A 14,085-nucleotide genomic window follows, 5' to 3' on the forward strand; every position below is an offset into this window, starting at 1 on the left:
CATTGAATGGGCCGAAAGAGAAAGCAACAACATCAGAAAAAAGAAGTAACCAATAAAGGATTTGATCAAATCAGTGCTGTTGTACTGGCCTTTCTTCAAGAAAACCCTGGCAGAGGGTATCAAATCAAGCAAATTCTAAAATCTGTTGGCGTCCGAGATGCCATTTCTAAGGGCAAAGTCACGGACGTGATCTTTTCCATGGCCGACCGTGGTATCATCAAGCGCCTGCGTAACGGAGCCTTTACTTCAGAAAAAGAATTAGAAACACTTATCGGTGTGGTCGATTCTGTCAATGCCCGTTTTGCATACGTTGTTCTTGAAAGGAAAGAAGGCGAAGAAGAAACCGAAGACATCTGGGTGGCCAAAGAAGACTTGCTCGGTGCCATGGACGATGATGAAGTGAAAGTAGTACTGAAGGCGAAACGACATGGCAAGCACCCTGAAGGAAAGGTTGTCGAGATCTTAACCCGCTACCGCGATGAATTCGTCGGACGTTTGGAAATGTCTACTCGCTATGGCTTTGTGATTCCTGATTTCAAAAAGATGTTTCACGACATCTACATTCATCATAACGATCTCAACGGAGCCAAGCACAACGACAAGGTGCTCGTTAAGATCACCCAATGGCCAGAACGCGATAAGAAACCGGAAGGCATCATAACGCGCGTTCTAGGCAAAGCCGGCGAGCACAATGCCGAGATCCATTCCATCATTGCCGAGTTCGGTTTGCCTTTGGAGTTCCCTAAAGAAGTAGAGCAAGAAGCCGAAACCATTCCCGACAAGATCAGTGCACAAGAGATCAAGAAAAGAAAAGACTTTAGGGACGTCACCACTTTCACCATCGATCCTTTCGATGCCAAGGACTTTGATGATGCCCTCTCGTTAAGAACACTGGCCAATGGGAACTTCGAGGTGGGGATTCACATTGCAGACGTCACCCATTATGTGGATACTAAAGGCATTTTGGAGGAAGAAGCACAAGACCGTGCCACGTCGGTCTACCTTGTCGATCGCACCATCCCTATGCTACCGGAGCGACTATCTAATGGCCTCTGCTCACTACGCCCCAAAGAAGAAAAACTGACCTTCTCTGCGGTATTTGAACTGACAGCAGAAGGAGAGGTCAAGAGCGAGTGGTTTGGAAGAACCATCATTTATTCAGACAGAAGATTTACCTACGAAGAAGCGCAAGAACGATTAGAGAGCGGTGAAGGCGACTTCCATGAAGAGATCAAGCAATTGGACGACCTCGCTAAAAAACTGCGGGCCAAGCGCTTCAAAGCCGGCGCCGTCAATTTTGAAACCGTCGAAGTCAAATTCAACTTGGCAGAAGACGGCACTCCGCTAGGGGTCATTCCAAAAGAGCGTAAAGATGCGCACATGCTCATTGAAGAATTCATGCTGCTTGCCAATAAAAAGGTGGCAGAATTCATCCATCACAAAGGAACGGAAGCACATCCCATGACCTTTGTTTACCGAACGCATGACAACCCCGACCCTGAAAAAATTGGCACCTTTGCCACTTTTGCCCAACGGTTCGGTCATAAAATGAATGTAGAAGGTTCGGGTGTTTCGCGCTCACTGAATAAGCTGATCGCAGAGATCGAAGGAAAGCCAGAACAGAATGTTCTGCAACAGCTTGCCATTCGTACGATGGCTAAGGCCAAATACACGACCGATCCTAAAGGTCACTTTGGCTTGGCTTTCGCTCATTACACACATTTCACTTCTCCTATTAGGCGTTACCCAGACATGATGGTGCATCGCTTATTGCAACATTATTTGAATAAAGGAAAGTCAGCCAACAAGGAAGACTACGAAGAGCTCTGTTTGCATTCTTCAGACAGAGAAAAACGAGCGGCTGACGCAGAGCGTGCTTCCATTAAGTACAAGCAAGTGGAATTTATGTCGATGGTAGAAGACAAGGCCTTTGCTGGTATAGTGAGTGGCGTGACCGAATGGGGCATCTTTGTTGAGATCACCGAAACCAAATGTGAAGGCATGGTGCGCATGACCGACATGACCGATGACTATTACGAGTTTGATGAACAAAACTACCGTGTCATTGGTAAAAGAAATAAGCGCATGATCTCTTTGGGAGATAATGTATTCGTTCGCGTGAAGGCTACCGATATCGACAGGCGAACCATTGACCTAATGTTTACCGAGAATGACGAAGGAGCTGACGCAGCTGATTGAGCTGATCAATACACGACTAGAAGAACTTTCTTACGGAGAAGAGCCTAAAGAACTTTACGATCCCATTTCCTACATCATGCGACTTGGCGGTAAACGGATGCGCCCGCTTTTGGTGTTACTGGCCTATCGTCTCTTTAAAGATGATGTGGAGTCGGTATTGGACGAAGCCATTGCAGTGGAGGTCTTCCACAATTTCACGCTCATGCACGACGACATCATGGATGAAGCGCCCATTCGTAGGGGACAACCGACAGTGCACGAAAAATGGAATGCCAACGTCGCCATTCTCTCTGGGGATGTGATGCTAGTCAAGGCCTATGACCTGTTACTCGAGGCGCCAGGCGATTTAAAACAGATCATCAAAGACTTTAACGCCTGTGCCGCAGGCGTATGTGAAGGGCAACAGCTCGACATGAATTTTGAGGGCTTGCCAACCGTGCCTGAAGAAGTCTACATCAACATGATTCGTTTAAAGACGGCAGTGTTGCTGGGCTATAGCTTGAAATTAGGTGCTATGCTGGCAGAGGCCTCTGCCGAGCAAGCCCAAAAACTCTATGATTTTGGCGTGCAGATCGGTATTGGTTTTCAGTTAAAGGATGATTTGCTTGATGTCTATGCCGACCAAGCCAAATTTGGCAAGCAGGTGGGTGGCGACATCATCGCTAACAAAAAAACCTTCTTGCTACTGAAAGCCCTAGAACTAGCCGATAGTCAGCAGCTCTCCGAACTCAATAGATGGCTACAAGCTGAAACCTTTGATAGCAGCGAAAAGGTCAAAGCAGTGACTGCGATCTATGATGAGATCGGTATCCGCGAATTGACCTTGGCTAAAATGGACGAATACTTTAGCAAGGGATTTAATGCCCTAGAGGACATCTCGGCGAATGAAGAACAAAAGAAGACATTGGTCGACTTTACCCATTACCTGATCAACCGAGAAAAATAATGCAGATCACCTATGCCTTGATGGCCCTCATTGGCATAGTGACCTATTATGCCTGGCAAAAGCCACTGGTACATCAACGCTTGATGCTCAACCCCTACACGGTATTTCATCAAAAACAGTACGATCGATTGATCACTTCGGGCTTTGTGCACAACAACGGCATCCACCTCTTTCTCAACCTCTTTACCCTTTACTTTTTTGGCGGTGCCATCGAGAAGATATTTGTCATTTATTTTGGAACGCTAGGCAACGTCTATTATGTCGGGCTGTTTTTATCCGCCGTAGCCGTTGCCAACCTGCCCACCTTCATTAAACATCGTCATCATCCGAATTACAATTCGCTCGGTGCTTCGGGTGGCGTTTCGGCCTTGGTGTTGGCTTTTATTTTATTCGATCCGCTACGCGACCTGTGCTTGTATGCAGTGCTCTGTTTACCCGGTTACATCTTGGGTGCTGTTTTCATCGCCTACTCCATCATCATGGGGAAGCGTGGCCAAGACAACATCAACCACGATGCCCACTTGTTCGGTGCCCTGTATGGCGTGTTATTTATCATTGTATTACGACCATCTACATTACAAAGCTTTATACAGACATTATTCTAAGCTTTTTAAGCGTTCATCGAAGCCCCATGATCATTAGGACCTATTCATGAATAGCTCATTAACATACAATTTCTTGCTTCTTAAATACAAAAGCTAAAATCTACTTTGATAATTCCCATCCTAGTTTTATTCTTGAAGCATATTATGAGAAAAGCGCTAGTACTCCCTTTCCTTATTTGCTGTTTGCAAGCATTTGCACAATCAACAAATCGGGCAATTATTTATGAGGAAGAATTCCTTGGAAAAGGCTTTATCGAAACCAATTTCATTGGTGGATATGAAGGTTATGCTTCCTTTTTCGAAAAGCGACTGATTTTCCCCGAAGCCTCATACAAAGACCAAACCGAAGGGCTTCTACTATTTCATTTCACCTTTAACCCGGTCAAAAAAACAATCAAGTACCAATTCCTCACTTTACTCGATAAAGAGATAGAGAACCAAGTAGCAGATGTTTTGAGTCAAATTGTATCGCAATGGAAACTATCTGAAGACAAGGAGTACAAGATCTATCAACCCATTGTTTATTCGATGCTACCCTATTACCCGGAAGCCTTCGAAGGCGAAGTGCCTGAAATACCTGTAGACCTGCCCTTGAAGTTTTTACAACCCTTCGTTCTGATCAAATCAAAACGAATTCCTGACAATCTCACGCTAGAGCTCTTAGCGGAACAAGAGGTAAGTGATAACAAGAAATCATATTATCAAAGAGCAGAAAGTGCGTTCAAACAATTTATCGAACGTGGCGAACATGAATCAGCCTATAAAGTACTGAATCAAATCATTCGCTACAATCCGTTAAATCGGGATTATTTATTGGCTCGAATTGCATTAGAAAAAAAGCTCAATATCAGACGATTCCAAGCCTACGATGCGGTGTTGCTCAAAGATTTTGTTGATCAAGCTGCCAACGAATACCTCTCAATAACGGGTAATTCAATGGTAAGCGCCTCATTTGTTGAACAAATAGAAAGTCCAACCCCTAGCCCAATGCCCAGCATCAGCAATACGACAGTCATTGAGGAGAATTATACGGGTGGCTTAGACGGTTTCGTTTATGATTTTACCTTCTATATTAAACCACCTGCCAAAAGATCCATCAATGGTGTGAGTTTTTTCAAAATCAATATCCCTATTGAAGGAGAAGCCAACTTGGAATTTTTAACCGACATAGATAAAGAAGTTGAGGACAACATCACCAAGGCATTTCAAGGAGGCAAGCAGGGTTGGCTAAAGCGAGACAGTGCCTATCACCAATATGTGGCTTGCTTTTACACGGACCTTCCCAAGTTTACCACCGCATTTGAAGAAGAGAACCCTGCTTATCGGGCAGTATTATTTTCAGGAAAAGTATTTAAGGTATACCTCAATAAGCCTGAAGAGGTATCCACCTTCATTTCTACTGGAATGGGTCCTGTTGAAAGAGAACAAAAGCTCAACGAATTCTTCAAACGTAAAAGAGAGTTAAGAGACTCATTGGAAAAGGCAGTTGATTACCGAGTTTACAATAACTACACAAGCGGCATTGAAGAGTACAGAGCACTTATTGCCGATGGCAAGACTAAAAAGGCCTTTAAAGCGCTGAACGCATTGATTCGACTCAATCCTTTCGAACGCTTCTTGGTAACAGAACGCATTCGTTTGGCTGAAGAAAACCCCAAACTAAATGAACACTTGGAGAAAGATAGAAAACTGCTAACAGCCATTAATGAAATATACAAGAATGCAGAAAGTAATGTTAAAATAGATAATTAATAACGCTCATGATCACAAAAAAGACCATAACCACTTTTCTATTCTTCCTAGCCCTTCTTATTCAATTCGATGTCAATGCTCAGGATCTTACATTAGATGATCTTTATGCCGGAGGTTCAAGCACATATAATGAAGTCACGAGAAGAACCTTAAAGTATCCAAGAACTCAATTCGGATCCGATGAGTTTGGTATTGTCATCTATGAAATCTCTGTGGATACTACAGGAAAGGTTACAGCTAAGATGTTGACTTATGTTAATGATGACTACGAGCAAAGTGTAGTAGACGCTATTCAAAAAACGGCAAGTGGCTGGATCGCACAGGACGAGGCCTACTCTGTTTATCAACCCGTTTTATTCAATCGAACTTTGCCTGAGGGCGGAACGCTTTATCCAGAAATCTCCACTTATCTCGAAAGTTTTGAGATGCCATTACTTGATATCATTCAGCTCTATGTTGTTGGAATCGTCCGTGAATCCATAAGAATTTCTTCTGTTTCCAGTACGTCAAGCAATGGAGAGGTGAGGAATAGCAGTTCGATCAGTCAAGGTCCCTCTTCATCAAAGATGACACAACTAAAAAGCCTTGAGGATGAAATAAAGAATTATCAGAAGCTAGAGAAACAACTTGAGAAGGCAGTGCAGAAAGAAAATGACAAGAAAGCATTTAAAGCATTGAATGAGATGATATTGATCAATCCTTTCGATAAAGACCTCATTTACCAAAGAATGTCCATTGCCATGAAATTAGGAGATGAAACTTATCGAGCTTATGACATTCCGTGGTTGAAAGCTTTAACCATCATGGAGATGGCTAAGTGAGCCTACTCTAATGAGGGAAAAAAGCAACTGCTATCGCGCGCCTGCCTTCCGCTGGCAGGCGCGCGATAACTGGAGTGAGAAAGCTTGTGAATAAAACCTTGAAGACCATAACGCTATTACTGATCATTTTCGTGGTTTACGGCTGCTCACATCAATCTGATGAAGAGCAAATCATAACGCTAATTTTGGATAAATCAAAGAACCCCAAGCTCATTAATCAAGTCACAAAATACCATGGGTCCGTGAATATTGCTTCATTATTCAATGACGACATTGCTAATAGCATCATTCAGGATTATGGAATTAACAATTACTTGACTGAAGAGGAGGTCGTGTATTTGACTTCACCCGAAACATTAGACTTTTTGTCCTCAAAAAATGTAAACAGGGGCCTTTGGACAGAAATTTTACAAAATGAATTGACCTTCGAAATTATTGATAGAAGTGCTGTCAATAACATTGCCCCTGACAAAAATCTCTACCCTCTTTATGCTATTGCATATCCAAGGTTTGACAAGAAAAAAAGTTATGCCTTTGTTTATGTAGGTTGGACAGAAGCTTTTGATGTGAGTGGTTCTATTATTTACTTCTTCAAAAATGAAAAAGGCAAATGGACACTTGTAAAGAGTTTTGAACAAGGTTTTAGTTAAGCCTAGGCTGGGGCGCGTTGGCAACGCGTGCGATTAACTTCGATATTACCTTCAGCCCTTGTTGGTGTTGTCACCAACAAGCATGCAGGGCTGAGAACCACTCTTTCTTTGAAACCTTAGGTTCTATCAAAACAAAAAACCCTGATCTCGAGAACTCGGGACCAGGGTTTTTCTATTAAGTACGTTATCAATTAAGCTTCAGCTACTTTACCTTCAAAAGGAACTACTGAAACGAAAGATCTGTCTTGTCTCCCTTTTTTGAACTCCACAACACCATCAGTCAAAGCAAACAAGGTGTGGTCTTTGCCCATACCTACATTCTTACCTGGGTGGTGAGTGGTTCCTCTTTGTCTTACAATGATGTTGCCGGCAATGGCAGCCTGGCCACCATAGATCTTGACGCCTAGTCGTTTACTTTCCGACTCTCTACCGTTCTTCGAACTACCGACTCCTTTTTTATGTGCCATGGTATTTTCTTATTTAGAGATTTTTTCGATCAATACTTTAGTGAATTGCTGACGGTGACCGTTCTTCACTTTGTAACCTTTTCTTCTCTTCTTCTTGAAGACGATCACTTTGTCACCTTTTACGTGTCCGATGATCTTACCAGACACTTTCGCACCCTTAACCTTTGGTGCACCTACTTCAACTTTACCTTCGTTGTCGATCAACATCACGTTGTCGAACTCTACGGAAGCGCCTTCTTCGCCCTCCATTAATGGAGCATAAACGAATTGGTCTTGCGTTACTTTGAACTGCTTTCCTGCTATATCTACAATTGCGTACATTTGAATGTTTTTTCAAAAACGGACTGCAAAGGTAAAACAATAGTTGCGAAAAACAAACCAAATCATCACCACAAAAGCAAGTACTTCAGGAAAATTAAATTTTCATTTTTTTTCGCCCGTTCATACGCCGAAAATTTCGACAAGTTTTCATCTAAGCGACCTACTGCATCTTTCTTGATTTCAACAACTTAAACGAACGTATGAAATCGTTTTCATATACTATATTATCAAATTTTTACCATTGATTTTTCAGGTGCTTTTTGTAATATTTGTTTCAGGTTACGCTACTAAAACAACCTAACCTTCTAGCTCAATTGCTCTCTTGCAAGAGAATCAAGCAATTAGCCGGAAACCCTAATAAATATAGGATAAATCTCAAGCCCTTTTAAAGTGGATTGAGGTGTGTTTTTTGAAAAACTGACGTTTTTCAGCGTGGCTTTTTTGTATCAACCCCAAACAACAAAAAAAGTAACATGAGTGAACTAACTACCGCAGTAGAAGAACCCTTATTGAAAGACAACAAGAATCGTTTTGTGCTTTTCCCTATACAGCACGATGACATCTGGCAATTCTACAAAAAAGAGGAAGCGAGCTTCTGGACAGCAGAAGAGATCGATCTTCACCAAGACCTCACAGACTGGAATGACAAGTTGAACGATGATGAACGTTACTTCATCAAGCATATCTTGGCCTTCTTTGCTGCCTCTGATGGCATTGTGAACGAAAACTTGGCCGAAAACTTCGTAAACGAAGTACAATACACTGAGGCTAAATTCTTCTATGGCTTTCAGATCATGATGGAGAACATCCATTCTGAAACCTACTCTTTATTAATAGACACCTACATCAAAGATCCTGTAGAAGCGGATAAGCTATTCCATGCGATCGAAACCTTCGATGCCATCAAGAAAAAAGCAGACTGGGCCTTGCGTTGGATCGAATCACCTTCATTTGCAGAGCGATTGATCGCCTTTGCCGCTGTGGAAGGTATCTTCTTCTCAGGTAGTTTCTGCTCTATTTTCTGGTTAAAGAAAAGAGGCTTGATGCCGGGCTTGACCTTCTCAAATGAGTTGATCTCTAGAGATGAAGGACTACACTGTGATTTTGCCGTGCACTTGCACAATAACCACTTGATCAACAAGGTACCGGAAGAAAGAATTAGAGAGATCATTCTAAATGCGCTTGAAATCGAAAGAGAATTCATTACAGAGTCACTCCCTGTACGACTCATTGGAATGAACTCTGACTTGATGGCGCAATACCTGGAATTTGTTACTGACAGGTTATTGACTGAACTCAATTGTGAAAAAGAATTTAACTCAACCAATCCGTTCGACTTTATGGAAATGATCTCGCTTCAAGGCAAGACCAACTTCTTTGAGAAGCGAGTGGCTGAGTACCAGAAAGCTGGCGTTATGCAGGAGAAGAGTGAAGATGGAAGCAGTAACCGAGCGCTTTCTTTTGATGATGATTTTTAATTAACCCTATTTACAGATACCCCCAAACCCCAAACCCATATGTTAGTAGTCAAAAGAGACGGCAGACGAGAGTCTGTCAAATTCGACAAGATCACTGCTAGGATAGAAAAACTCTCCTACGGCTTAGATTCCAACTTTGTAGAACCCGTCAACGTTGCCATGAAGGTGATTGAAGGCCTTTATGACGGTGTGAGCACGCAAGACCTTGATAATCTTGCTGCTGAGATCGCGGCTACCATGACGGTGAAGCACCCGGATTATGCCAAACTAGCGGCAAGAATCGCCATTTCTAACCTGCACAAGACAACAAGTAAGTCCTTCTCTAATACCATGAAGCGACTGTATACCTATGTTGACCCTAAGACAGGTGAAAATGCTCCATTGATCTCGACAGAGACTTATGGCATCATCAAAAAGAACGCGGCACAGCTCGACTCTACCATTATTTATGATAGAGACTTTAGCTACGATTACTTTGGCTTTAAAACCTTAGAGCGCTCCTACCTAATGAAGTTGGATGGTAAGATCGTCGAACGTCCTCAGCACATGCTAATGCGTGTGTCAGTGGGCATCCACGGCGACGACATGGAAAAGGTAGTAGAAACGTACAACCTGCTTTCAGAAAAGTGGTTTACACATGCTACACCAACCTTGTTCAATGCGGGTACACCAAAACCACAGCTTTCCTCATGCTTCTTGTTGACCATGAAGGACGATAGCATTGATGGTATTTACGATACCTTGAAGCAGTGTGCGAAGATCTCACAATCTGCCGGAGGTATTGGACTAAGCATTCATAACGTAAGAGCCAAAGGATCATACATCAAAGGAACTGGAGGGGTATCAAATGGGATCGTTCCGATGTTGAGAAACTTTGACATGACTGCACGTTATGTGGACCAAGGGGGAGGTAAAAGAAAGGGTTCGTTCGCGATCTATCTTGAGCCTTGGCATGCAGACATCTTCGATTTCTTAGACTTAAAGAAAAACCACGGTAAAGAAGAAATGCGTGCGCGTGATTTGTTCTATGCGCTTTGGATCTCCGATCTCTTCATGAAGAGAGTGGAGGCCAACGAAGAGTGGACCTTGTTCTGTCCGAATGAGTGCCCTGGTTTGGCCGAGGCTTATGGCGATGATTTCGAAAAACTTTACGAGAAGTACGAGAAAGAAGGCAAAGGCCGTAAAACCGTAAAAGCTCAAGACCTATGGTTTGAAGTGCTTGAAGCACAGATCGAAACCGGTACGCCTTACATGCTCTTCAAAGATGCGGCGAACAAAAAGTCGAATCAGAAGAACTTGGGTACTATCAAATCGTCCAACTTGTGTACTGAGATCATCGAATACACAGCACCTGATGAAGTAGCGGTCTGTAATTTGGCCTCTATCGCATTGCCAATGTATGTGAACGATGAAACTGGTGAATACGACTTCCAACGTTTATACGATGTGACCTACGTCGCCACCAAGAACTTGAATAAGGTGATTGACGTGAACTACTATCCTGTGGAGGAAGCGCGCAACTCGAACATGCGTCACCGACCAATAGGACTAGGCGTTCAAGGACTGGCCGATGCCTTCATCAAAATGCGCATGCCGTTCGATTCTCCTGAGGCGAGAAAACTGAACAAAGACATCTTTGAGACCATCTATTTCGCAGCCATGACGGCCTCAAAAGACTTGGCCAAAGTGGAAGGCACTTACGAAACCTTTAAAGGTTCGCCTGTTTCAAAAGGCATTTTCCAATACGACATGTGGGGCGTTACCCCAGAGTCTGGCCTTTGGGACTGGGATAGCTTGAAAAAAGAAGTGAAGAAACACGGTGTGAGAAACTCGTTGCTTGTTGCTCCAATGCCAACAGCTTCTACCTCTCAGATCTTGGGTAATAACGAGTGTTTTGAGCCTTACACGTCGAACATCTATACCAGAAGAACATTGTCTGGTGAGTTTGTGATCGTGAACAAGCACTTGATGAAAGACTTGATCGAGCTCGGGTTATGGAATGATGACATGAAGAATAAGCTCATCGCAGCGAAAGGTTCAGTTCAGGCAATTCCTGACATTCCGGAGAACATCAAAGAACTGTACAAGACCGTTTGGGAAATTTCTCAAAAAGCCATCATTGACATGTCTGCCGATAGAGGCGCATACATCTGTCAGTCACAGAGTTTGAACATCCACATTCAGGACCCAAACTTTGGTAAGATGACATCCATGCACTTCTACGCCTGGAAGAAAGGCTTGAAGACCGGTATGTACTACTTGAGATCAAGAGCTGCGGCAGATGCCATCCAGTTCACGGTAGATAAGAAAGCAGCGGCTACCCCAACCGCTAAAGAATTAGAGCAAAAAGCCGCAGACATGGCCTGCTCTTTAGATAATCCGGATGCCTGTGAGGCATGTGGTAGTTAGTATGTATAGGGGTTGATTACTACTAGCGATAGAACCCTGATGGAAACATCAGGGTTTTTTTATGTCTAAATTATACCCTGAGTTAGTAATCAGTAGTAGATTTGCATCATGAAGAAGTTTGTGCTCCTTTTTAGTCTCGTTTCCACGGTTTTGCTAGGTCAAAATACACTTCGGGTACAAGTACTTGATGCCGAAACCGAGGAACCCTTGGTAGGAGCCACTGTCCAGCTTGATGAAAGACGAGGAGCCATTGCTGATGCCGATGGTATCGCCACCATCACTAACATCAACGAAAACAGCGTAACTGCCCGGGTTTCTTTCGTCGGCTATGAAGCCCAAGAGGTGACCTATACCCTCCCCCTCTCTGCCATTCAGATCGTCAGACTCGAACATGAGCATGAACATGAAGAGGTGATCGTGACCTCCACACGTACTGCAGATGTCATTGAAGCCGTTCCCACGCGCATTGAAGTGTTGGGAGGAGAAGAAATGGAGGAAAAAGCCTTTATGCGTTCTTCTAACATTGCGATGCTCTTAAGGGAAACCTCGGGCATTCAAATGCAACAGACCTCGCCTTCGGCAGCCAATCAAAGCATTAGAATTCAAGGCTTGGACGGGCGCTATACCCAGCTTTTAAAGGATGGATTCCCCCTATTTGGAAATTTTGCCGGCGGATTGAGCATCATGCAGATCCCTCCGCTAGACCTGCAACAGGTCGAAATCATCAAAGGGGCCAACTCTACCCTCTTCGGAGGTGGCGCTATTGCCGGTTTGGTCAACCTGACAACCATTGTTCCTCAAGAAGAGAGAAAACTCAAATTCATGCTTGATCAAACCTCAGCAGGAGGAAGCACCCTCAACGGATTTTATGCGGAGCATTTTGGGAAATGGGGGGTCTCCATGTATGCTTCAGGAAACCGACAAACCGCCTATGATGTGAACAATGACCAATTCAGCGACATCCCTGAGATCAATTCATTGACCATCAACCCATCGGTTTTCTATTATCCAAATGACCAATCCTACTTCAGGGCTACCTTCAATGGCACGTTCGAAGATCGTTTAGGAGGTGATATGAATCTGATCGATGGAGAAAACCAAGGACTCTTTAATTTTACTCAGGAGAATCTATCGAACCGCTACTCTGTTCAACTGACCTACAAGAATCAGTTCTCCGATTTTTCCGGGCTGACCATTAAGCACAGCACCAACTTTTTTGAGCGCAGCATCAACGAACCGAGTTATGGTTTTCAGGGCGAACAATGGTCTACTTTTAGCGAAGCCTCGTACAATTTCGGAAGCGCCAATTCACGCTGGGTCGGTGGACTCAATGTTTACACAGACGATTTTAACGACTTGAATAGCGCTACGGAAGATCGCAGCTTCGAACAGCAAACCACAGGCCTTTTTATCCAGAATACCGCAAAGCTAAATGACCGTTTTAGTCTAGAGTCTGGCCTTCGGTTAGATTATAATGCGACCTACGGCACCTTTCCTTTGCCTAAGTTGGCTTTGCTGACGAAAGTCAATGAAAAGCTTACGCTTCGATTGGGTGGTAGCTTGGGCTATAAATTGCCTACCATTTTTACAGAAGATGCAGAAAACCTCGCCTTTGAAGGTATATGGCCAATCGCAGACAACATCAATGTAGAAAGAGCCCAAGGCGCAAATTTTGATTTCAATTATGCCACAACCTTTGGCAGTGACTGGAGCATCAACTGGAATCAACTGTTCTTTTATACCAACCTTGACGAATCCTTGGTTTTACTTCCTGCTGGAAACAACACCTTTGGTTTTGTGAACTCAGATACCCCTGTGATCAGTCAAGGAATGGAAACCAATGTGAAAATCGGCTACAAAGACTTTAAGCTATTCTTAAACTACACGCTCATCGATACTGAATTAGAAGACTTCAGGGGAGAACGATTCCAGAAACCACTCACGCCTAAGCATAATGCCGCATTTGTGCTGGTTTACGAAGAGCATGAAAAATGGCGTATCGGATATGAATTGTACTACACCGGAAAACAATTAAGAAATGACCTCACCGAAACTTCCGATTTCTGGATCATGGGGTTAATGATGATGCGCAAATTCAATAAGATCGGGCTGTTCATCAACTTTGAAAATTTCACAGACACACGCCAACACCGCCTGGAAAGCTTCAATATGAACGATCAACTCAAACCCAATTTGCCTAACCTTTGGGCACCAGTTGATGGCTTCATTGTCAATGGCGGATTGATTTTTGACCTATAAGGCAACGAATACCTGAGCTTCCCGTTGATCGTATTGAAATGAAGTACCCCATCGCGGTTTTATTGGTCTTTCTATTCCAGCTGCCATTCAGTGCATATTCCCAAAATGTAAAAATCGAAAGCGAAACGCGCATTAAAGCAACTGATGCCCCAATAGATAGATAAAACAAGCTTAGGCT

At 43.4% G+C, this 14,085-nt stretch carries 11 protein-coding genes; 9 read left to right on the plus strand and 2 right to left on the minus strand.

Features of this window, described 5'->3' with window-relative positions; all coding sequences use genetic code 11:
* Positions 1-6: 6 nt before the first annotated feature.
* The 6 genes from rnr to AC2D6U_RS09405 all read left to right on the plus strand — a co-directional run bounded on the left by rnr (position 7) and on the right by AC2D6U_RS09405 (position 6,973).
* On the plus strand, positions 7-2,199 hold the full coding sequence (rnr, locus tag AC2D6U_RS09380; RefSeq protein ID WP_484720719.1) for a ribonuclease R: 2,193 nt from the start codon (positions 7-9) through the stop codon (positions 2,197-2,199).
* Complete coding sequence (locus AC2D6U_RS09385) at positions 2,171-3,145, plus strand: polyprenyl synthetase family protein (RefSeq protein ID WP_484720720.1); 975 nt, start codon at positions 2,171-2,173, stop codon at positions 3,143-3,145. Before rnr ends, AC2D6U_RS09385 begins: the two co-directional genes overlap by 29 nt.
* Complete coding sequence (locus AC2D6U_RS09390) at positions 3,145-3,750, plus strand: rhomboid family intramembrane serine protease (RefSeq protein WP_484720721.1); 606 nt, start codon at positions 3,145-3,147, stop codon at positions 3,748-3,750. The genes AC2D6U_RS09385 and AC2D6U_RS09390 overlap by 1 nt, the downstream gene beginning before the upstream one ends.
* Positions 3,751-3,894: 144 nt before the next feature.
* Positions 3,895-5,502 (plus strand): hypothetical protein, encoded by a 1,608-nt coding sequence (locus AC2D6U_RS09395; protein WP_484720722.1) that lies wholly within the window; start codon positions 3,895-3,897, stop codon positions 5,500-5,502.
* 8 nt (positions 5,503-5,510) lie between these two features.
* Positions 5,511-6,323, plus strand: a complete 813-nt coding sequence (locus AC2D6U_RS09400; protein WP_484720723.1) for a hypothetical protein — start codon at positions 5,511-5,513, stop codon at positions 6,321-6,323.
* A gap of 86 nt (positions 6,324-6,409) precedes the next feature.
* The gene (locus AC2D6U_RS09405; protein WP_484720724.1) at positions 6,410-6,973 is read left to right on the plus strand and encodes a hypothetical protein; all 564 of its coding nucleotides are present in this window, start codon (positions 6,410-6,412) and stop codon (positions 6,971-6,973) included.
* Positions 6,974-7,164: 191 nt separating this feature from the next.
* Here AC2D6U_RS09405 and rpmA read toward each other — a convergent pair whose 3' ends face one another.
* Both rpmA and rplU read right to left on the minus strand, forming a co-directional pair.
* The gene (rpmA, locus tag AC2D6U_RS09410; protein ID WP_484720725.1) at positions 7,165-7,440 is read right to left on the minus strand and encodes a 50S ribosomal protein L27; all 276 of its coding nucleotides are present in this window, start codon (positions 7,438-7,440) and stop codon (positions 7,165-7,167) included.
* A gap of 9 nt (positions 7,441-7,449) precedes the next feature.
* Entirely contained in the window at positions 7,450-7,761 is a 312-nt protein-coding gene (gene rplU, locus AC2D6U_RS09415; protein ID WP_484720726.1) for a 50S ribosomal protein L21, read from the minus strand.
* Between the two features lie 473 nt (positions 7,762-8,234).
* Between rplU and AC2D6U_RS09420 the strand changes: the two genes are divergently transcribed.
* From AC2D6U_RS09420 to AC2D6U_RS09430, 3 genes are all read left to right on the plus strand, one after another.
* Positions 8,235-9,239, plus strand: a complete 1,005-nt coding sequence (locus AC2D6U_RS09420; protein WP_484720727.1) for a ribonucleotide-diphosphate reductase subunit beta — start codon at positions 8,235-8,237, stop codon at positions 9,237-9,239.
* Between the two features lie 39 nt (positions 9,240-9,278).
* Positions 9,279-11,648, plus strand: a complete 2,370-nt coding sequence (locus AC2D6U_RS09425) for a ribonucleoside-diphosphate reductase subunit alpha (protein ID WP_484720728.1) — start codon at positions 9,279-9,281, stop codon at positions 11,646-11,648.
* Between the two features lie 108 nt (positions 11,649-11,756).
* Positions 11,757-13,907 carry a TonB-dependent receptor gene (locus AC2D6U_RS09430; protein ID WP_484720729.1) on the plus strand — a complete coding sequence of 717 codons (2,151 nt, stop codon included), beginning with the start codon at positions 11,757-11,759 and terminating at the stop codon, positions 13,905-13,907.
* Positions 13,908-14,085: the final 178 nt, after the last annotated feature.

The organism is Roseivirga sp. YIW32 (assembly GCF_057219245.1).